Origin of the sequence: Cellulomonas humilata (assembly GCF_013359775.1) — a bacterium.
GTDB classification, from domain to species: domain Bacteria; phylum Actinomycetota; class Actinomycetes; order Actinomycetales; family Cellulomonadaceae; genus Cellulomonas; species Cellulomonas humilata.
On the sequence record NZ_JABMCI010000066.1, the window covers coordinates 64944 to 85334 of the forward strand.

14 protein-coding genes and 1 tRNA gene are annotated in these 20391 nt (G+C 70.8%); 12 read left to right on the forward strand and 3 right to left on the reverse strand.

Annotated elements, in window-relative coordinates:
• Positions 1-2: 2 nt before the first annotated feature.
• The gene (locus HP550_RS12355) at positions 3-1232 is read right to left on the reverse strand and encodes a pyridoxal phosphate-dependent aminotransferase (RefSeq protein ID WP_175348203.1); all 1230 of its coding nucleotides are present in this window, start codon (positions 1230-1232) and stop codon (positions 3-5) included.
• 256 nt (positions 1233-1488) lie between these two features.
• On the opposite strand from HP550_RS12355, the gene HP550_RS12360 reads away from it, so the two are divergent.
• The 5 genes from HP550_RS12360 to rplA all read left to right on the forward strand — a co-directional run bounded on the left by HP550_RS12360 (position 1489) and on the right by rplA (position 4251).
• Positions 1489-1561, forward strand: a tRNA-Trp gene (locus tag HP550_RS12360).
• 150 nt (positions 1562-1711) lie between these two features.
• Complete coding sequence (gene secE, locus HP550_RS22360) at positions 1712-2005, forward strand: preprotein translocase subunit SecE (RefSeq protein WP_056088859.1); 294 nt, start codon at positions 1712-1714, stop codon at positions 2003-2005.
• A gap of 107 nt (positions 2006-2112) precedes the next feature.
• Positions 2113-2940, forward strand: coding sequence for a transcription termination/antitermination protein NusG (nusG, locus tag HP550_RS12370; RefSeq protein ID WP_175347989.1), 828 nt, complete (start codon positions 2113-2115; stop codon positions 2938-2940).
• 79 nt (positions 2941-3019) lie between these two features.
• Entirely contained in the window at positions 3020-3451 is a 432-nt protein-coding gene (rplK, locus tag HP550_RS12375; protein ID WP_175347990.1) for a 50S ribosomal protein L11, read from the forward strand.
• An 83-nt stretch (positions 3452-3534) separates the two neighbouring features.
• Positions 3535-4251 carry a 50S ribosomal protein L1 gene (rplA, locus tag HP550_RS12380; RefSeq protein ID WP_175347991.1) on the forward strand — a complete coding sequence of 239 codons (717 nt, stop codon included), beginning with the start codon at positions 3535-3537 and terminating at the stop codon, positions 4249-4251.
• Between the two features lie 73 nt (positions 4252-4324).
• Here rplA and HP550_RS12385 read toward each other — a convergent pair whose 3' ends face one another.
• Both HP550_RS12385 and HP550_RS12390 read right to left on the reverse strand, forming a co-directional pair.
• A complete protein-coding gene (locus HP550_RS12385; protein WP_175347992.1) occupies positions 4325-5311 on the reverse strand; it encodes a phosphotransferase family protein in 987 nt (328 codons plus the stop codon).
• Between the two features lie 44 nt (positions 5312-5355).
• Positions 5356-7083: a trypsin-like peptidase domain-containing protein gene (locus HP550_RS12390; protein ID WP_175347993.1), complete on the reverse strand. Its 1728-nt coding sequence runs from the start codon at positions 7081-7083 to the stop codon at positions 5356-5358.
• Between the two features lie 291 nt (positions 7084-7374).
• On the opposite strand from HP550_RS12390, the gene HP550_RS12395 reads away from it, so the two are divergent.
• The 7 genes from HP550_RS12395 (at position 7375) to HP550_RS12425 (ending at position 20316) form a co-directional block, all read left to right on the forward strand.
• Complete coding sequence (locus HP550_RS12395; RefSeq protein WP_246280829.1) at positions 7375-8004, forward strand: RNA polymerase sigma factor; 630 nt, start codon at positions 7375-7377, stop codon at positions 8002-8004.
• On the forward strand, positions 8001-8504 hold the full coding sequence (locus HP550_RS12400; protein WP_175347995.1) for a carboxypeptidase regulatory-like domain-containing protein: 504 nt from the start codon (positions 8001-8003) through the stop codon (positions 8502-8504). The genes HP550_RS12395 and HP550_RS12400 overlap by 4 nt, the downstream gene beginning before the upstream one ends.
• 5 nt (positions 8505-8509) lie before the next feature.
• A complete protein-coding gene (locus tag HP550_RS12405; RefSeq protein ID WP_175347996.1) occupies positions 8510-11116 on the forward strand; it encodes a CHAT domain-containing protein in 2607 nt (868 codons plus the stop codon).
• Between the two features lie 262 nt (positions 11117-11378).
• Positions 11379-11912 carry a 50S ribosomal protein L10 gene (rplJ, locus tag HP550_RS12410; RefSeq protein WP_175347997.1) on the forward strand — a complete coding sequence of 178 codons (534 nt, stop codon included), beginning with the start codon at positions 11379-11381 and terminating at the stop codon, positions 11910-11912.
• Positions 11913-11996: 84 nt separating this feature from the next.
• Positions 11997-12386, forward strand: coding sequence for a 50S ribosomal protein L7/L12 (rplL, locus tag HP550_RS12415; protein WP_175347998.1), 390 nt, complete (start codon positions 11997-11999; stop codon positions 12384-12386).
• Positions 12387-12822: 436 nt separating this feature from the next.
• Entirely contained in the window at positions 12823-16329 is a 3507-nt protein-coding gene (gene rpoB, locus HP550_RS12420) for a DNA-directed RNA polymerase subunit beta (protein ID WP_175347999.1), read from the forward strand.
• A 117-nt stretch (positions 16330-16446) separates the two neighbouring features.
• Positions 16447-20316 carry a DNA-directed RNA polymerase subunit beta' gene (locus tag HP550_RS12425; RefSeq protein ID WP_175348000.1) on the forward strand — a complete coding sequence of 1290 codons (3870 nt, stop codon included), beginning with the start codon at positions 16447-16449 and terminating at the stop codon, positions 20314-20316.
• Positions 20317-20391 lie beyond the last annotated feature (75 nt).

Sequence of the window (20391 nt, forward strand, 5' to 3'; positions counted from 1 at the left end):
GGCTACTCGGCCTCGGCCAGCAGCGCCTGGATGCGCGTGACGCCCTCGACGAGGTCGTCGTCGCCCAGCGCGTAGGACAGGCGCAGGTAGCCGCTCGGGCCGAACGCCTCGCCCGGGACCACCGCGACCTCGGCCTGCTCGAGGATCAGCGTGGCCAGCTCGGCCGACGTGCTCGGGGTGACGCCCCGGATCGTCCTGCCGAGCACCCCCTCGACCGACGGGTACACGTAGAACGCGCCCTCGGGGGTCGGCACCTGCACGCCGTCGATCTGCGACAGCATGTCGACGATCGTGCGGCGCCGACGGTCGAACGCGGTGCGCATCGCCTCGACCGCCGTGAGGTCCCCGCTCAGGGCGGTGATGGCGGCGCGCTGGGAGATGTTCGCGACGTTGGACGTCAGGTGCGACTGGAGGTTGGTGGCGGCCGTGATGACGTCCGCGGGCCCGATCATCCAGCCGACGCGCCACCCGGTCATCGCGTAGGTCTTGGCGACGCCGTTCAGCACGATCGTCGTGTCCGCGAGCTCCGGCACCACGCGCACGATGGGCGTGAAGACGGCGTGGTCGTACGTCAGGTGCTCGTAGATCTCGTCGGTGATCACCCACACGCCGTGCTCGAGGGCCCACCGCCCGATCGCGGCGGTCTGCTCCGGGGAGTAGACCGCGCCGGTCGGGTTGGACGGGGAGTTGAACAGGAGCACCTTGGTCTTGGGGGTGCGGGCCGCCTCGAGCTGCTCGACGGTCACCAGGTAGCCCTGGTCCGCCCCGGCGAACACCTCGACCGGCACGCCCCCCGCCAGGCGGACGGCCTCCGGGTACGTGGTCCAGTACGGCGCGGGCAGGATGACCTCGTCGCCCGGGTCCACGATGGCCGCGAACGACTGGTACACCGCCTGCTTGCCCCCGTTCGTGACCAGCACGCTCGACGGCTTCACCTCGTAGCCGGAGTCGCGCAGCGTCTTGGTGGCGATCGCCTCGCGCAGCGCGGGCAGGCCGGCGGCGGGCGTGTAGCGGTGGTTGGCCGGGTCCTTCGCGGCGGCGATCGCGGCGTCGACGATGTACGCGGGCGTCGGGAAGTCCGGCTCCCCGGCGCCGAAGCCGATCACCGGACGCCCGGCGGCCTTGAGCGCCTTGGCCTTGGCGTCGACCGCGAGCGTCGCGGACTCGGCGATGGCGGCCAGCCGTGCGGACACGCGGGGACGGGGGGAGGTCTGCTCGCTCACGGGGCCCATAGTGGCAGAGGTCACGCGCGCTCGTGCCCGCCATTTCTGTCCGTCGGTTCGGCCGTCGGTTCGGTCCGTCGGTGCCCTTCGGGACGGTTCGACCCACGAGCGCTCGTCGCGTACAGTGGACCCCCGGCGGTTGACGTCCGCCATGATGAGCCGTGCCCCGGAGGATTCCGGGAGCCCGCGCGGACCCCCCTGCGGGTGGTGTCCGTCGGTGCGCGCCTGCGGGTGTGCGGATCGTCGTGGAGGCCCAGGCCGCCGTAGGGCAGTGGCGCAATTGGTAGCGCAGCGGTCTCCAAAACCGCAGGTTGCAGGTTCGAGCCCTGTCTGCCCTGCGCACGCGTCTCTCCGTCCGGGTCCGCCCGGACGGAGAGGTGGCGAGCAGGACCGCCGGTCGGTCCGGCGCGATGCGTCGGCCGCTCGGGCTGCTGGGATCCGCACGGAGCCCGGCATCACGAACCACCACGAGAACGTAGGGGCCTGACGTGAGCGAAACAGCACCGGCTGCGGCGTCCGACGCCGAGGGTTCGGCGGCGCGCCCGTCGGCTCCCAAGGCCGCCGGCAAGGGCTCGTCGCAGTCTCGTGGCGGCCTGTTCGCCCGCATCGCACTCTTCGTCCGCCAGGTCGTCGCGGAGCTGAAGAAGGTCGTCCGGCCCACGCGGTCGGAGCTGATCACGTACACGAGCGTCGTGCTGGTGTTCGTCGCGGTGGTCATGGCCTTCGTCACCGTGGTCGACCTGGGCATCGGCAAGCTCACGTTCTGGGTCTTCGGAGGCTGACAGCCCCTCGGGGCCAGCCCCGACAGTCAGGCAGTCGCCCCACCCGGGTGGAGCACTCATCGCCCCGGTCCGCCGGGGCGCACACGCAGGAGAAAGCAGGTTCGCACGTGTCGCAGGAGTCGCAGGAGCCCACCACGGGCGCCGAGGCGGAGCTCGAGGACGCCATCGCGTCGGTCGAGGCCGTCGAGTCGTCGGCTGTCGAGGACGCCTCCACCGAGGATGTCAGCGCCGACGCCACCGAGAGCGACGAGCCGGCTGACGAAGGCGCCGAGCCTGCCGCCGACGAGGACGCGGAGGAGGTCGAGGCCGACGCCGACGACGAGCCCGACGTCGAGGAGGACCCGGTCGCCGCGTTCAAGGCGCAGCTCCGGAGCCAGCTGGGTGACTGGTACGTCATCCACTCCTACGCCGGCTACGAGAACCGCGTGAAGGCGAACCTCGAGAACCGTCGCCAGAGCCTCAACATGGAGGACTTCATCTACGCGGTGGAGGTTCCCATGGAGGAGGTCGTGGAGATCAAGAACGCGCAGCGCAAGGTCGTCAAGCGCGTCCGGATCCCCGGCTACGTCCTCGTCCGCATGGACCTCACCGACGAGTCGTGGGGCGCCGTCCGGCACACGCCGGGTGTCACGGGCTTCGTCGGCCACACGCACCAGCCCGTCCCGCTGACGCTGGACGAGGTCTTCTCGATGCTCGCGCCGTCGCTGGAGCCCAAGCAGTCGACCACCGCTGCCGGCGCCGCCAAGGCCGCTTCCCAGATCAAGGTCGACTTCACCGTCGGCGAGTCGGTCACCGTCACGGACGGCCCCTTCGACACGCTGCCGGCCACGATCTCCGAGATCAACGCCGAGAGCCAGAAGCTCAAGGTGCTCGTCTCCATCTTCGGCCGGGAGACCCCGGTCGAGCTGTCCTTCAGCCAGGTCGCCAAGATCTGACCGAATGCCCTGGCAGTGCCAGGGTCTGCAACCGGGTCATCGCCCACGGCGTCGGCCCACGACACGAACGGAAGCAGCTATGCCCCCGAAGAAGAAGGTCACCGGCCTGATCAAGCTCCAGATCAAGGCCGGCGCAGCCACCCCCGCGCCGCCGATCGGTCCGGCGCTGGGTCAGCACGGCGTCAACATCATGGAGTTCTGCAAGGCGTACAACGCGGCCACCGAGGCGCAGCGCGGCAACGTCATCCCCGTGGAGATCACGGTGTACGAGGACCGCTCGTTCACCTTCATCACGAAGACGCCGCCGGCCGCCGAGCTGATCAAGAAGGCCGCCGGTGTGGCCAAGGGGTCCCCGACCCCGCACACCGTCAAGGTCGCCAGCCTCACCCGGGCCCAGGTCACCGAGATCGCGAGCACCAAGCTCGAGGACCTCAACGCGAACGACCTGGCCGCGGCCGAGAAGATCATCGCGGGCACCGCCCGTTCGATGGGCATCACCGTCCAGGGCTGAACCCAGCCCAGCTCTACCCGGAAATGTGGCAGGGCCATGTGCGGCCCGCAGACCACGACTGCTGATCAAGGAGAACCAAGCAGATGGCTAAGCACAGCAAGGCGTACCGCGCCGCGGTCGAGAAGATCGAGGAGGGCCACCTCTACAGCCCCCTCGAGGCTGTCCGGCTCGCGCAGACGACGTCCACCACCAAGTACGACTCGACCGTCGAGGTGGCCTTCCGCCTCGGTGTCGACCCGCGCAAGGCGGACCAGATGGTCCGTGGCACGGTCAACCTGCCCCACGGCACCGGCAAGACGGCCCGCGTCATCGTGTTCGCCACCGGCGAGCGCGCTGAGCAGGCCCGTGCCGCGGGTGCCGACGAGGTCGGTGGCGACGAGCTCATCGACAAGGTCGCGGCCGGCTGGACCGACTTCGACTCCGCCGTCGCGACGCCCGACCTCATGGGCAAGGTCGGTCGACTGGGCAAGGTCCTGGGCCCGCGTGGTCTCATGCCGAACCCGAAGACCGGCACCGTGACGATGGACGTGGCCAAGGCCGTGTCCGACATCAAGGGCGGGAAGATCGAGTTCCGCGTGGACCGTCACGCGAACCTGCACTTCATCATCGGCAAGGTGTCGTTCTCCGACACCGCGCTCGTGGAGAACTACGCCGCGGCGCTCGACGAGATCCTGCGGCTGAAGCCGTCGGCCTCGAAGGGCCGCTACATCGCCAAGGCGACGGTCTCGACGACGAACGGCCCCGGCATCCTCGTCGACCAGAACAAGACGCGGAACCTGCTCGAGGACGACGCCGCCTGACGTCTGGCAGCACGCACGACGAAGGCCCGGTCCCCCCTGCGGACCGGGCCTTCGTCGTTCTTGACGGCCGGGGTCAGCGCATGCGCCGCGCCGCCCCCGGTCGGGCTGCCCCGACCAGCTCCAGCGGTCGGGTCCACAGGCCCGAGAGCCAGCTGAGCTCGTCGTCGGTGGGCTCCTGCGCGACGGCGAGCTGTGCGCTCCACTCGATCGCGGTGCTCACAGTCCGCGCGACGGCCAGCGCGCGGGTCGGTGTCGCGTCGCCGCCGAGGCTGCGGTACTCCGCGAGGAACGTCGCCACCGGGTCCAGCGCCCAGCCCGGGTCGAGGACCGGACCGAGCGCGATGGCGACCCAGTCGAGCGCGGTGGCCACGTCCCACCGCGGGTCACCGCAGCCGGCACCGTGCTCGCGGCCCACGACCGTGCCGTCCGGCTGCACGGCGCCCCCCAGCAGGACCGCGCGCACGGAGCCGTTCACCCGGGTCACCGCGACGTCGTCGCCGGTGGGCTCGCCGTGGATCCACTGCGCGGTCGTCCACGTGGAGCGGGCGTCCGCGAGGGCACGCGCGATCGCGGGATGGGCCCGCACCGCCCACACCGGCCCCGCCTGCGCCGGCAGCGTGTCGAGCCAGTCCGGCAGGGCCCCGTCGAGCACCCAGGGCACGTCGGCGGTCGGGGTGAGGGACGTCAGCGGCGTCCGGTGCAGGCGCACCAAGGACGCCGCCCACGCGGACAGCAGTGTGGTCAGCCCCGCGCGCAGGACGGGCGTCGGCCCGTGGAGGTGGAGACGCCCGACGAGGTCCTCCAGCTCCCGCACCAGTGGTCGTGCATCCGGCTCGAGCGCCGGCGCGGACCCCTGACCGCGCTGGTGTCGGGCCGGATGCACGGGACCGGGTGCGGGTGGGGCCGCGGGATCCGCGACCAGCGCGACGACCTCCGGCGAGGGGCCGGCCGCCGTGTGGCGACCGACCCGCGGGCGCAGCGCGACGACGCGTGCCGACGGGCTCCGGTCGACCGCGGTGCGGTCCCGGCCGGTGGCCGTGCTCTCGACATCGACGGACATCGCGCTGTCCTACCTCTCTGCTGGTGGGTGTCGGGTGGGTCCGGTCAGCGGGCCCGGCCGCGGACGATCGCCGTGACGTAGCCGGCCCAGAACGCCTCGCGGAGCCGCAGCGCCGCGTACGCCTGGGCACCGGCCGCGCCGCCCGACGGGACCCGTGAGGCGTAGGCCTCGGTGAAGGGCTCCGTGAACGGCTCTGTGAACGGTTCGGTGAAGGGCTCGGTGAACGGTTCGGTGAACGGGTTGGCTCCGAACGCCTCGGTGAAGGGCTCCGTGAACGGCTCGGTGAAGGGCTCGGTGAACGGTTCCGTGAACGGCTCGGTGAACGGCTCGGTGAACGGGTTGGCTCCGAACGCCTCCGTGAAGGGCTCCGTGAAGGGCTCGGTGAAGGGCTCCGTGAACGGTTCCGTGAACGGCTCGGTGAAGGGCTCCGTGAACGGGTTGGCTCCGAACGCCTCGGTGAACGGCTCCGTGAAGGGCTCCGTGAACGGTTCGGTGAACGGTTCCGTGAACGGCTCGGTGAACGGTTCGGTGAACGGCTGCGCATCCGCGCCGGCGGTCGCGGCGGACCGGGCGGACGGCGCTGCCGTCGGGTGCGCCTGAGCCGCCGCCCGGCGACCGGTGGTGCCGTTCGCGCTCGTCGCCGTCCCCCGCGCAGCGGGACGGCGGCGGGCACGGCGGCCACCGAAAGCCGCCTGGACCGGTGGGAAGAGCGAGGCAGCGGCGGTCGCCCGCACCGGGCGGGACCGGTGCGACCGGCGGGCGGCCAGGGCGCGTGCCGCGGTCGGGGTGAGGACGTCGACCCCGAGGGTGTCCAGCACGGCGGCGATGGGGTTCGCGACGGAGAAGGACCCGTCGTCCTCGCCCGCCCACAGCAGGCCCACGACGCGTCCGTCCTCGGTGACGATCGCCGAGCCGGAGTCGCCCTCGGCCGAGAAGGCCTCGACGCCCTCGGCGGGCTCGATGCGGATCTGGTCCCGCAGGGTCTTCCACCCGATGCCCGGACCGAAGTCGACGGCGGTGGTGTAGTCGGTCGAGGTGATGGTGCCGGTGGTCAGGCCCGTCGTGCGACCGGTCTTGCGGACCGAGGAGCCGTCGGTGGCCGGCTCGGAGCCGGTGACGGCGCCGATGCCCACGATGCCCGGGAGCCACGGCGCGCCCGGTGCCAGGGCGACGACGGCCGCGTCGATGTGGTCGGTCAGTGCCCCACGCACGAGCGCGCCCACGCGGTCGGAGCGCGGGTTGCCGCCGTCCGCCAGGGCCGGCTGGATCCAGGTGCTCGCGACGTCCTCGAGCCCGTCACCCGCGGCGACGTGCCAGTTGGTGAGGCCGAACGTCTGGCCGGTGTGCCGCTCGTAGACCAGCACACCGAGCGTGCCGTTGACCGACCGCAGCTGGGCCTTGCCGTCGACCGGGATCGTCACCGGGGTCGCAGGTCCGATGCTGATGCCACCGGCGAGGGGCCGGACGCGCTTGCTCGCCGGGGTCGGGTCCGTGCCGGACAGGAGCCGCACGCGGTGCTCGACGACGTCGGTCGGGATGCCGCCGAACTCGCTGGGGATGCGCTCGCTGTCGGACAGGTCGCCGTCGGCGCGCTTGCGCTCGACGTGGACCACGATCGCCTGCCGGCCGGTGGGTGATCCGTCGGACCACTTCTCGCCGATGTCGACACCGACCACGCCGGGCCGGGCGATGAGCGCGTCCTCCACGGTGCGCTTCGTCGTACGGATCTGATCGCGGGTGTACGGGTCGGGTGTGGGGTCCTGCTCAGTCATGTCGCGCGTCTCCTCAACCGGTCGGGTGCTCGTCAGGAGCGGGTGTACCGGGACCAGATACATCCACCCGGATGAACAGTTGCAGAGATGTATCTGGCTGCCGAGGGGGTGCTCCTCTTCGTCGACCCCGTCGAGTGGGGTCGCCCGCGGGTGCTCGCGGGGGCAGGTCGTCACCAGCGGCCTGCCCGGGGCAGCAGCGAGCGACGTCAATCGTCCTTGTCGGGGTTGTCCGGGTCGTCCTACTGTGTGCGGGGCGGCCGCCCGACGAGGCCTGCCTGTGAGGGGTCCATGATGAGTGACGACCTGGTGGAGCCGGTGGACACCGAGCTCCGCAGCCAGGGTGAGGGGCTCGCCGACCAGGCGGCCCGCGCGGTGGTGGCCTACCGCGACGGAGACCGTGCGCCGCTCGCCGCCCTGGTGCAGGTGATGACCCCGCTGCTGTGGCACACGGTGCGCGCGCAGGGGGCCGATCAGGAGCTGGCGCAGGACATCGTGCAGAACACCTGGTTGACGCTCGTGCGGGACATCGAGTCGATCCGCGATCCCCGGGCGACGCTCCAGTGGATGCTCGTGACGGCCAAGCGCGCGGCGTGGAGGTCGGTGCGCCGCAGCCGCGACGAGATGGTGCGGCACGAGCAGGACGAGCACGTCACCGACTGGCTGGCCGCGCCGGCGGACGACCTGCCGGACACGGTGGCGGTGCGCTCCGAGCGCGACCGCCTGCTGTGGCAGCACGTGTCGGAGCTGCCCGACCGGTGCCGACGCCTGCTCGGACTCGTCGCGCTGGTGGACCGGCCCGACTACGGGGTGGTGTCCCGGGCCTTGGGCATGCCTGTCGGGAGCATCGGTCCCACGCGCGGCCGCTGCCTCGCCAAGCTTCGCGTCGCACTGGCCTCCGACCCCGCCTGGAGCGTGTCATGAGCACCGACGAGAGGACCCTCGCGCTGGTCGCCGCGGGTGGCCTGGACCTCGACGACCGGCGGATCCTCAACCACCTGGCGGAGCTGGTCGAGCGGGCGGACCCCGTCCCGCCCGGTCTCATCGAGAGCATCGGCATGGCGCTGACCATCGAGGCGATGCACGCCGAGGTGGCGGAGCTGCACCTGGTCGGTGAGCCCGCGCTGGCCGTCCGCGCCGACGAGACGAGCATCGAGGCGGGCACGATCACGTTCACCACCGACGTGCTCACCGTGATGATCTCGGTGCACGCCGAGGCCGGTCGCGTCCGGGTCGACGGCTGGGCGGCGCCCGCGGGCGAGCTGTCGGTGGAGCTGCACCAGGGCGGCGACATGACGAGCACGACGTCGGACTCGGACGGCCGCTTCTCGTTCTCCGACATCGAGCGCGGACCCGCGCGGCTGGTGCTCCGTCGACCCTCGGAGCCCACGATCCCCATCGTCACGCCCCAGATCGAGCTCTAGCGCAGATGTCCGAACCCGGCGGTCCGGCGGCGACCGGACCGCCGTCACTCGGCGCCCTGGCCGAGCAGGTGCAGCGAGCCGACGACGACAACGCGGAGGGCAGACCCACCCGCGCCCGTCGCCGGCTGCGGCCTGCCCTGCGCGCGCTCGACGCGATGCCGTCGACGCCGGAGGTCGCGCACTGGCGTGGCCGGGCGCTGATCGAGCTGGCCAAGTGCGACTTCGAGACCCGGGGCGGCCCGCGCCCCGTCCTCGACCGGCTCGACGCGATGCTGGCCGCGCAGGAGGCGTCCGGCGAGGGGTGGCGCGGGCTGCCGGCGGCGGTCGCGGGGCTGCGCGGGTTGCTGGCGCTGCGGGCCGGCCGGCAGGACGACGCGCTGCGGGAGCTGGACGTGGCCATCGCGGCCTCCGACGAGGCCGACCCCATCGACGCGTGCCGCTCCCTGCTGAACCGGGGCGTGCTGCACATCGAGCGGCGGGAGGTCGCGGCGGCGAGGGCGGACTTCGCCGAGTGCGCCCGCCGCGCGCGCGAGGCAGGCTTCGTCCGCCTCGTGTTCAAGGCCGAGCACAACCTCGGCTACCTGAGCTTCGTCGCCGGGCGCATGCCGGAGGCGCTCGCGGTGATGGAGGCCGCGGCCGCGATCCTGCCCGGGCCGCCCCGGCCCACCGCGCTCCAGGACCGCGCCCGGGTGCTGCTCGAGGCGGGTCTCGTCGGTGTCGCGGACAGCACCCTGGCGGAGGCCGCCGCCCGGTTCGCGGAGCAGCACCTTCCCCGCGACGTCGCCGAGTGCGAGCTCGGTCGGGCGGAGTGCGCGATGCTGCGCGGCGACCTCGCCGCGGCGCGCGACTTCGCCCTGTCCGCCGAGCGACGGTTCCGTCGACGGGGCGACGACGCCTGGGTGGTCCGGTCGTCGCTGCTGGCGCTCCAGGCGGACGCCGAGGCGTACGCGGCCGCGCCGGGGGACGTGCACTCCCGCGCCCGCTGGGCCGCGCTGGCCCGCAGCGCGGGACGGCTGGAGCAGATGTGCGTGTCCACCGGCCGCACCATCTGGGCCACGGCCGCCGCGTACGTGCGGATCGAGGCCGACCTGGCGCGGGGCGTGCTCACCGACCCGGCCGGCACGCTGGAGGCGCTGGGGGCCGTGCGGAACAGCGACCCGATCGCGGTCCGTCTGCACGGACGCCGCATCCGCGCCATGCTCGCCCTGGAGGCGGGGGATCGGGAGCGCGCCGGACGGTACGTCCGGGCAGGTCAGCGCGATCTCGGGCTGCACCGGTCGCGGTTCGGCTCGCTCGACCTGCGGACCGCGGGGGCGGTGCACGGGACCGGCCTCGCAGCCCTCGACGTGTCGCTGGCGCTGGCCACCGGGCGCGCCTCGGCGGTGCTCGACGCCGCGGAGCGGGTGCGGTCGGTGATCGGCGGCACCCCGCGGGTCAACCCGCCGAGCGACCCGGTGTCCGCGGCCCTGCTCGAGGAGCTGCGCGAGCTGATCGACAAGAACCGGGGCGTCCGGCTGCGGGTGGGCGGCGACCCGCGGCTCGTCCGTGTCGAGCGCGAGGCCCAGCGCCTGAAGCACGAGATCCTGGCGCGCTCCTGGCACGAGAGCGGTCGGGCGGGGGGTGACCGCGCGGGCCGCACGGTCGAGGTGCGCCGCCTGCTGCGCGACCGGCCCGGTGGTGTGGTCCTCGACGTGCTCGAGCACCGCGGCGAGCTCCTGGCGGTCGAGGTCGGCGACGACCGCACGGTCCTGCACCACCTCGGGGAGACGGCGAGCATCGCCGAGCTGGTCCGACGCGTGCACGCGGACCTCGAGGTGACCGCGAACCCGCTGGTGCCGGCCGACCTGCGCGGGGTGGCGCTGAGCTCGCTGCACAACGGCATGACCGGGCTGGAGCGGCGGCTCAGGCCGGCGCTGGGTGCGCCGGGGGAGCTGGTCGTCGTGGCGACCGGCTGGCTCGGCGTGCTGCCGTGGTCGATGCTCCCGTCGCGCGTGGGCCTGCCGACCGTCGTCGCCCCGTCGGTGCACCACTGGATGACCTACGCCGGCACGGCGAGCACCGTCCCCACGCGGGTCAGCGCTGCCGCCGGACCGGGTCTGCGGCATGCCGAGACGGAGGCCGAGGAGATCGGCCGGCTGTGGCCCGGGGGAGAGGTCGTGGTGGGCGAGGAGGCGACGGTCTCCCGGATGATCGCGCTGCTGGGCTCCCCGGGCATCGTGCACCTGGCCGCGCACGGCCGTCACGAGCCCGACAACCCGCTGTTCTCGTCGGTGCGGATGGCCGACGGACCCCTGTTCGCGCACGAGCTGGACTCGGGCGGAGGGTCGCCGGACCTGGTCCTGCTGTCCAGCTGCGAGGTGGGCCGGGCGAGCATCCGGGCCGGGGGAGAGGCGCTCGGGCTGGCCAGCGTGCTGCTGCGCACCGGGGTCGGCTGCGTGGTCGCGGCGCTCGCCCCGCTGCCCGACGCCACCGCGCTGAAGGTGATGACGCGCACGCACGCCCTGCTGGCCACGGGCGTGCCGGTGGCGCAGGCCGTCGCGACGGCGACCGCGGAGGACGCGGCTGAGACCGGGGTCGTCGCGCCGCTGGTCTGCCTGGGCGCGCCACTCTGAGCTCTCCGGGACCGCGATTTGGTCGCTCTCCGTGGGTGCCGTACCCTGGCAGGACCCAAAGACCGCCGGTCGTCGACCGTGTCGTGCGCACGCAGTGCTCACGCCCGATCGCCCGAAGTCCCGCAGCAGCGGAGGCCAGCGCAGGTGAGTGTTCCCGGATGGTTCGGCTTGCGCCGAGCTGCCTGCCGAGCCCCGCGCCTGCGCGGGGCTCTTCTCGTTGGTGGACGTGACGACCGGTGGCACCACCATCGGAAGGATTGCCATGGCGAGGCCGGACAAGGCAGCCGCTGTCGCAGAGCTCACGGACCTGTTCCGCGACTCCAACGCAGCCGTGCTGACCGAGTACCGCGGGCTCACCGTTGCTCAGCTCAAGAAGCTGCGCAAGGCGCTCAGCGGCAACGCAACCTACGCCGTGGTGAAGAACACGCTGACCGCGATCGCGGCCAAGGATGCCGGCCTCGAAGGCCTCGACGACGCGCTCAAGGGCCCGTCGGCGATCGCCTTCGTCTCCGGTGACCCGGTCGAGGCCGCCAAGGGACTGCGTGACTTCGCCAAGGCGAACCCCGCACTGGTCATCAAGGGCGGTGTCCTCGACGGACGCGCCCTGACCGCTGCGGACGTCACCAAGCTCGCGGACCTCGAGTCCCGTGAGGTTCTGCTGGCCAAGGCTGCCGGCGTGTTCAAGGCGTCGCTCTACCAGGCGGCCTACCTGTTCACGGCCCCCGCCGCTCAGGCTGCACGCACCGTCGACGCTCTCCGGCTCAAGCTCGAGGAGTCGACCGAGGTCGCTGCCTGAGCCGTCCGGCTCCAGGCACTTTTTGAACCCCCGCCCAGGGTGGCCGCACCGGCTCCCGGGCATCGAACGGAAGGAACCGCCATCATGGCGAAGCTCACCACCACCGAGCTCATCGACGCGTTCAAGGAGCTCTCCCTCATCGAGCTCTCCGAGTTCGTGAAGGCGTTCGAGGAGACCTTCGAGGTCACCGCTGCCGCTCCGGTCGCCGTCGCGGCCCCCGCCGGCGCCGGTGGCGCCGCCGAGGTCGAGGCCGAGGAGGAGAAGGACTCGTTCGACGTCGTTCTCGAGTCCTCCGGCGAGAAGAAGATCCAGGTCATCAAGGAGGTGCGCGTCCTGACGAGCCTCGGCCTGAAGGAGGCCAAGGACCTCGTGGACGCCGCTCCCAAGGCCGTCCTGGAGGGCATCACCAAGGAGGCCGCCGAGAAGGCCAAGGCGACCCTCGAGGCCGCCGGCGCCACGGTCACCCTCAAGTGATCGCCGCCTCCGTCGCCGGTCAGCCGGTCGCACGGAGGTAGCACGCCAGCCTGCACGACGAGGCCCGCGTCCCCTCAGGGGCGCGGGCATCGTCGCGTCCGGACGAGGGACGGACTTTCGCCGGCCCGCCGCGTGTGCCACCATGTGCGCGACGACAACGACGTCGTCGTGCGGGCGGAGCCGCCCGTTCGTACCGGACGCCTCAGGGTCGGTCACCCATCTCGGTGGGGGACTCCAGGGGGTGTCGATGCCGGGTGGACTTTCACTCGGCGGCCGAGTATGCTAGCGCTTTGCGCTGGCCTGTGCCCGCGATCCCGTATAACCCGAGCCCACCTTCGTCGTCAATACACGACGTCGTGGGGCTCGCCGGCCGGGGGATCGCGCCTAGCCAGGACCAGCGCAGCGTGCACTCGATCCGCTGGGAAGGACCCCTCTTTTGGCTGCCTCGCGCACCCCTTCTGCTCCGACCGCCGACGCCATCGCGAACCGCACCGCCTCTCGCCGTATCTCCTTCGCCAAGATCCACGAGCCCCTCGAGGTCCCGGACCTGCTCGGTCTGCAGACGGAGAGCTTCGACTGGCTGCTCGGCAACGAGAAGTGGCAGGGCCGTGTGGCCAAGGCCCTCGAGGCCGGTCGGCAGGACGTTCCCGAGACCGCTGGTCTCGAGGAGATCTTCGAGGAGATCTCGCCCATCGAGGACTTCGGCGGCTCCATGTCGCTGTCGTTCCGCGAGCACCGCTTCGAGCCGCCGAAGTACACGGCCGAGGAGTGCAAGGAGAAGGACTTCACCTTCGCCGCCCCGCTGTTCGTCACGGCGGAGTTCGTCAACTACACCACCGGTGAGATCAAGAGCCAGACGGTCTTCATGGGCGACTTCCCGCTCATGACGGAGCGCGGCACGTTCATCATCAACGGCACCGAGCGCGTCGTCGTCTCGCAGCTCGTCCGGTCGCCGGGCGTGTACTTCGAGCGCACCGCTGACAAGACGTCCGACAAGGACGTCCTCACGGCCAAGGTCATCCCGAGCCGTGGCGCCTGGCTCGAGTTCGAGATCGACAAGCGCGACAACGTCGGCGTGCGCGTCGACCGCAAGCGCAAGCAGAACGCCACCGTGCTGCTCAAGGCGCTCGGCATGACGGACGCGGAGATCCGCGAGGAGTTCGCCAACTACCCCGCCGTGATCGACACGCTGGACAAGGACCACGTCCAGACGCAGGACGAGGCGCTGCTCGACCTCTACCGCAAGATCCGCCCGGGCGAGCCGCCCACGGTCGAGGCCGGCCGCGCGCTCATCGAGAACTTCTACTTCAACCCGAAGCGCTACGACCTCGCCAAGGTCGGCCGCTACAAGCTGAACAAGAAGCTCGGCCTGGACGTCCCGCTCGCGGACTCGGTCCTGTCCAAGGACGACGTCGTCGCCACCATCAAGTACCTCGCGTCGCTGCACATCGACATGCCGTCGCTGCCGGGCACGCGTGGGGGCGAGTCCGTCGAGATCCGCGTCGAGCCCGACGACATCGACCACTTCGGCAACCGTCGCATCCGCGCGGTCGGCGAGCTCATCCAGAACCAGGTCCGCACGGGCCTGTCGCGGATGGAGCGCGTCGTGCGCGAGCGCATGACGACGCAGGACGTCGAGGCGATCACGCCGCAGACCCTGATCAACATCCGCCCCGTGGTGGCGTCGATCAAGGAGTTCTTCGGCACGTCGCAGCTGTCGCAGTTCATGGACCAGAACAACCCCCTCGCGGGCCTGACGCACAAGCGTCGCCTGTCCGCGCTCGGCCCGGGTGGTCTGTCCCGCGACCGCGCCGGCATGGAGGTCCGTGACGTCCACCCGTCGCACTACGGCCGCATGTGCCCGATCGAGACCCCTGAGGGCCCGAATATCGGCCTCATCGGCTCGCTCGCCACGTACGGGCGGATCAACCCGTTCGGCTTCGTCGAGACCCCGTACCGCAAGGTCATCAAGGGCAAGGTCTCGGACGAGGTCCACTACCTGACGGCCGACGACGAGGACCGCCACGTCATCGCGCAGGCCAACGCCCCCCTCAAGGCCAACGGTGCCTTCGAGGAGGACCGCGTCCTGGTGCGCGTCAAGGGCGGCGAGATCGAGTACGTCGCCGGCGAGGCCGTCGACTACATGGACGTCTCCCCGCGCCAGATGGTGTCGGTGGCCACGGCCCTGATCCCGTTCCTGGAGCACGACGACGCCAACCGCGCCCTCATGGGTGCCAACATGCAGCGCCAGGCCGTCCCGCTGGTCCGTTCCGAGGCCCCGCTCGTGGGTACCGGCATGGAGCGTCGTGCGGCCATCGACGCGGGCGACGTCATCGTCGCGACGAAGCCGGGTGTCGTCACCGAGGTGTCGGCGGACCTGATCGTCGTCGCCAACGACGACGCCACCACGTCGACGTACCGCGTCGCCAAGTTCCGTCGCTCGAACCAGGGCACGTCCTACAACCAGCGCGTGCTGGTCGACCAGGGCGCCCGCGTCGAGGTCAACTCGGTGCTCGCCGACGGTCCGGCCACGGACGAGGGCGAGCTCGCGCTCGGCCGCAACCTGCTGGTCGCGTTCATGTCGTGGGAGGGCCACAACTACGAGGACGCGATCATCCTGTCGCAGCGCCTCGTGCAGGACGACGTCCTGTCCTCGATCCACATCGAGGAGCACGAGGTCGACGCTCGCGACACCAAGCTCGGCCCGGAGGAGATCACGCGGGACATCCCGAACGTCTCCGAGGAGGTCCTCGCGGACCTGGACGAGCGCGGGATCATCCGCATCGGCGCCGAGGTCGCGGCCGGCGACATCCTCGTCGGCAAGGTCACGCCCAAGGGCGAGACCGAGCTGACCCCGGAGGAGCGTCTGCTCCGCGCGATCTTCGGTGAGAAGGCGCGCGAGGTCCGCGACACGTCGCTCAAGGTGCCCCACGGCGAGTCCGGCACGGTCATCGAGGTCCGCACGTTCAGCCGGGAGGACGGCGACGAGCTGCCCGCCGGCGTGAACGAGCTGGTCCGCGTGTACATCGCGCAGCGACGCAAGATCACGGACGGCGACAAGCTGGCCGGCCGTCACGGCAACAAGGGCGTCATCTCCAAGATCCTGCCGGTCGAGGACATGCCGTTCCTCGCCGACGGGACCGCGGTCGACGTCGTCCTCAACCCGCTCGGCGTGCCCGGCCGCATGAACGTCGGCCAGGTCCTCGAGACGCACCTCGGCTGGGTGGCCAAGCAGGGCTGGGACATCCAGCTCGCCGAGGGCGACGTGTCCTGGCGGGACGACGTCCCGGCCATCGCCGCGTCGTCGCCGGCCGGCAACCCGGTCGCCACGCCCGTGTTCGACGGTGTCCCGGAGACGACCCTCACCGGTCTGCTCTCGGCCACGCTGCCGAACCGTGACGGTGTGCGCACCGTGGGTGGCGACGGCAAGGCGCGCCTGTTCGACGGGCGCTCCGGCGAGCCGTTCCCGGACCCGGTCGCGGTCGGCTACATGTACATCCTCAAGCTGCACCACCTCGTCGACGACAAGATCCACGCACGTTCCACGGGTCCGTACTCGATGATCACGCAGCAGCCGCTGGGTGGTAAGGCGCAGTTCGGTGGCCAGCGGTTCGGCGAGATGGAGGTGTGGGCCCTCGAGGCGTACGGCGCTGCCTACACGCTGCAGGAGCTCCTCACCATCAAGTCGGACGACGTCCCCGGACGCGTCAAGGTCTACGAGGCGATCGTCAAGGGGGAGAACATCCCCGACTCGGGCATCCCGGAGTCCTTCAAGGTCCTCCTCAAGGAGATGCAGTCGCTCTGCCTGAACGTGGAGGTGCTCTCCTCGGACGGCGTCTCCATCGACATGAAGGAGAACGACGACGAGGTCTACCGCGCCGCGGAAGAGCTCGGCATCGACCTGTCCCGGCGCCCGAACGCCAGCAGCGTCGAAGAGATCTGACGTCGAGCCCCCGGTCGGCTGCTCGCACGAGATGCCGACCGGGGTGCCCGCACCCTTTAGCAACATTTCCGTTCCGCTGGTGCTCGACACCGGCAAGCGAAGGAAGTAGGACCCCTCTTGCTCGACGTCAACGTCTTCGACGAGCTGCGTATCGGCCTTGCCTCGGCCGACGACATCCGTGCCTGGTCGCACGGCGAGGTGAAGAAGCCCGAGACCATCAACTACCGGACCCTGAAGCCGGAGAAGGATGGCCTGTTCTGCGAGAAGATCTTCGGTCCCACCCGGGACTGGGAGTGCTACTGCGGCAAGTACAAGCGCGTGCGCTTCAAGGGCATCATCTGCGAGCGCTGCGGCGTCGAGGTGACCCGCTCGAAGGTCCGTCGTGAGCGCATGGGCCACATCGAGCTCGCCGCGCCCGTCACGCACATCTGGTTCTTCAAGGGTGTGCCGTCGCGCCTCGGCTACCTGCTCGACCTCGCCCCGAAGGACCTCGAGAAGGTCATCTACTTCGCGGCCTACATGATCACCTGGGTCGACGTCGACGGCCGGCACGAGGACCTCCCCAACCTCCAGAACGGGATCGACCTGGAGAAGAAGGAGATCTCGGACCGCCGCGACAACGACATCAACACCCGCGCCAGCAAGCTCGAGGCCGACCTGGCCGAGCTCGAGGCCGAGGGTGCCAAGGCCGACGCGCGCCGCAAGGTGCGCGACTCCGCCGAGCGCGAGATGGCTCAGATCCGCAAGCGTGCGGACGCCGAGCTGGACCGCCTCGACGCGGTCTGGGACCGGTTCAAGAACCTCAAGGTCGCTGACCTCGAGGGCGACGAGATGCTCTACCGCCAGCTCCAGGACCGGTACGGCAACTACTTCGAGGGCTCGATGGGCGCCGCGGCGATCCAGAAGCGCCTCGAGGCGTTCGACCTCGAGGCCGAGTCCGACTCGCTGCGCGAGATCATCAAGACCGGCAAGGGCCAGCGCAAGACGCGTGCCCTCAAGCGGCTCAAGGTCGTCAACGCGTTCCTCACGACGACCAACTCGCCCACCGGCATGGTGCTCGACGCCGTCCCGGTCATCCCGCCGGACCTGCGTCCGATGGTCCAGCTCGACGGTGGCCGGTTCGCCACCTCGGACCTGAACGACCTGTACCGCCGCGTGATCAACCGGAACAACCGCCTCAAGCGGCTGCTCGACCTGGGCGCGCCCGAGATCATCGTCAACAACGAGAAGCGGATGCTCCAGGAGGCCGTCGACTCGCTGTTCGACAACGGCCGCCGTGGCCGTCCGGTGACCGGACCGGGCAACCGCCCGCTCAAGTCGATCTCGGACATGCTCAAGGGCAAGCAGGGTCGGTTCCGTCAGAACCTGCTCGGCAAGCGCGTCGACTACTCGGGCCGTTCGGTCATCGTCGTCGGCCCGCAGCTCAAGCTGCACCAGTGCGGTCTGCCCAAGCAGATGGCTCTCGAGCTGTTCAAGCCGTTCGTGATGAAGCGCCTGGTGGACCTCAACCACGCGCAGAACATCAAGAGCGCCAAGCGCATGGTCGAGCGCGCCCGTCCCGTCGTCTGGGACGTGCTCGAGGAGGTCATCACGGAGCACCCGGTGCTGCTCAACCGCGCACCCACGCTGCACCGTCTGGGCATCCAGGCGTTCGAGCCCCAGCTGGTCGAGGGCAAGGCCATCCACCTGCACCCGCTCGTCTGCGCCGCGTTCAACGCGGACTTCGACGGTGACCAGATGGCGGTCCACCTGCCCCTGAGCGCCGAGGCGCAGGCCGAGGCCCGCATCCTCATGCTCTCGAGCAACAACATCCTCAAGCCGTCGGACGGTCGTCCGGTGACCATGCCCTCGCAGGACATGATCATCGGCCTGTACCACCTGACCAACGACAAGGACGAGGCGCTCGGGAACGGCCGTGCGTTCAGCACGGTCTCCGAGGCGATCATGGCGTTCGACCAGGGTTCCCTGGACCTGAACGCCGTCGTGCGGATCCGCTTCGACGACCTGGTCCTGACCGAGGAGGCCGCGCCCGAGGGCTGGTCCGAGGGCGACACGCTGCTCTACGAGACGACCCTGGGTCGTGCGCTGTTCAACGAGCTGCTGCCCGTGGACTACCCGTACGAGAACGGCGTCGTCGACAAGAAGCGCCTCTCGGTCATCGTCAACGACCTGGCCGAGCGGTACCCCAAGGTCGAGGTCGCTGCCTCGCTGGACGCGCTCAAGGAGGCCGGCTTCCGCTGGGCCACCCGCTCGGGCGTCACGATCGCCATCTCGGACGTCACGACCCCGGCCGCCAAGGCGGCCATCCTCGAGGAGCACGAGGGACGCGCGGCGAAGGTGCAGGGCCAGTACGAGAAGGGCCTGATCACCGACGACGAGCGTCGCCAGGAGCTCATCGAGATCTGGACGCAGGCCACCGACAAGGTCGCCAAGGCTATGCAGGACAACTTCCCGAAGCACAACACCGTCTACAAGATGGTCGGCTCTGGTGCGCGTGGCAACTGGATGCAGGTCCGCCAGATCGCCGGTATGCGTGGCCTCGTCGCCAACCCCAAGGGCGAGATCATCCCGCGCCCGATCAAGTCGAACTACCGCGAGGGGCTGTCGGTCCTCGAGTACTTCATCGCGACGCACGGTGCCCGCAAGGGTCTGGCGGACACCGCTCTGCGGACCGCCGACTCGGGCTACCTGACCCGTCGTCTGGTGGACGTCTCGCAGGATGTCATCGTCCGTGAGGACGACTGCGGCACCGAGCGTGGTCTGACCATGCCGATCGGCGTTCCCGGCACCGACGGCGCGCTGCGTCGTCACGACAAGGTCGAGACGAGCGTCTACTCGCGCACGCTGGCGACGGACGTCGAGATCGACGGCGAGGTCATCGGTCACGCCGGTGACGACGTCGGCGATGTGCTGCTCGACCGCCTGCTCGAGGCCGGCGTCACCGAGATGAAGATCCGCTCGGTGCTCACCTGCGAGTCCCGCGTCGGCACCTGCGCGCGCTGCTACGGCCGTTCGCTGGCCACCGGCAAGCTCGTCGACATCGGCGAGGCCGTCGGCATCATCGCGGCCCAGTCGATCGGTGAGCCCGGCACACAGCTGACGATGCGTACCTTCCACACCGGTGGTGTGGCGTCGGCCGACGACATCACGCAGGGTCTGCCGCGTGTCCAGGAGCTCTTCGAGGCCCGCACCCCCAAGGGTGAGGCGCCGATCGCGGAGTTCTCCGGCCGCATCGCGGTGGAGGACGGCGACCGTTCGCGTCGCCTCGTCCTGACGCCCGACGACGGCTCGGAGGAGATCGCCTACCCGATCACCAAGCGTTCGCGCCTGCTGATCTCGGACGGCGACCACGTCTCCGTCGGTACCCAGCTCGTCGTGGGTGCGGTGGACCCGAAGAAGGTCCTGCGCATCCTCGGCCCGCGTGCCACGCAGAAGCACCTGGTCGACGAGGTGCAGGTCGTCTACTCCTCGCAGGGTGTGGACATCCACGACAAGCACATCGAGGTCATCGTGCGGCAGATGCTGCGCCGCGTGACGGTCCTCGACTCCGGCACCACCGACCTGCTGCCCGGCGAGCTCGCCGAGCGTGGGCGCTTCGAGGACGCGAACCGCGCTGCGGTGTCCGAGGGCGGTCAGCCGGCGTCGGGTCGTCCGGAGCTCATGGGCATCACGAAGGCGTCGCTCGCGACAGACTCGTGGCTGTCGGCGGCCTCCTTCCAGGAGACCACCCGGGTGCTCACCGAGGCCGCGATGTCGGGTCGTTCCGACCCGCTGCTCGGCCTCAAGGAGAACGTCATCCTCGGCAAGCTCATCCCGGCCGGCACGGGCCTGCCCCGCTACGGCAACATCGCGGTGGAGCCCACCGAGGAGGCCAAGGCCGAGCTGTACCCGACCTTCGGCTACGACGAGATCGACTTCCCCGCCCTGGGCCTCGGCTCCGGCGAGGCGATCCCGCTCGAGGACATCGACTTCGGTGACTACCGCTGACGAGGTCCACTGACCGACCCTGATCGACCCTGAGGGGGCCCACCGCGAGGTGGGCCCCCTCAGTCGTGCTCCGGG

What these genes read in the sequence shown, in the direction of transcription:
- HP550_RS12355 (WP_175348203.1), bottom strand. Translation starts at nt 1,232, where the DNA reads ATGGGCCCCGTGAGCGAGCAGACCTCCCCCCGTCCCCGCGTGTCCGCA.
- rplK (WP_175347990.1), top strand. Translation starts at nt 3,020, where the DNA reads ATGCCCCCGAAGAAGAAGGTCACCGGCCTGATCAAGCTCCAGATCAAG.
- rplA (WP_175347991.1), top strand. Translation starts at nt 3,535, where the DNA reads ATGGCTAAGCACAGCAAGGCGTACCGCGCCGCGGTCGAGAAGATCGAG.
- HP550_RS12385 (WP_175347992.1), bottom strand. Translation starts at nt 5,311, where the DNA reads ATGTCCGTCGATGTCGAGAGCACGGCCACCGGCCGGGACCGCACCGCG.
- HP550_RS12390 (WP_175347993.1), bottom strand. Translation starts at nt 7,083, where the DNA reads ATGACTGAGCAGGACCCCACACCCGACCCGTACACCCGCGATCAGATC.
- HP550_RS12395 (WP_246280829.1), top strand. Translation starts at nt 7,375, where the DNA reads ATGAGTGACGACCTGGTGGAGCCGGTGGACACCGAGCTCCGCAGCCAG.
- HP550_RS12400 (WP_175347995.1), top strand. Translation starts at nt 8,001, where the DNA reads ATGAGCACCGACGAGAGGACCCTCGCGCTGGTCGCCGCGGGTGGCCTG.
- HP550_RS12405 (WP_175347996.1), top strand. Translation starts at nt 8,510, where the DNA reads ATGTCCGAACCCGGCGGTCCGGCGGCGACCGGACCGCCGTCACTCGGC.
- rplJ (WP_175347997.1), top strand. Translation starts at nt 11,379, where the DNA reads ATGGCGAGGCCGGACAAGGCAGCCGCTGTCGCAGAGCTCACGGACCTG.
- rplL (WP_175347998.1), top strand. Translation starts at nt 11,997, where the DNA reads ATGGCGAAGCTCACCACCACCGAGCTCATCGACGCGTTCAAGGAGCTC.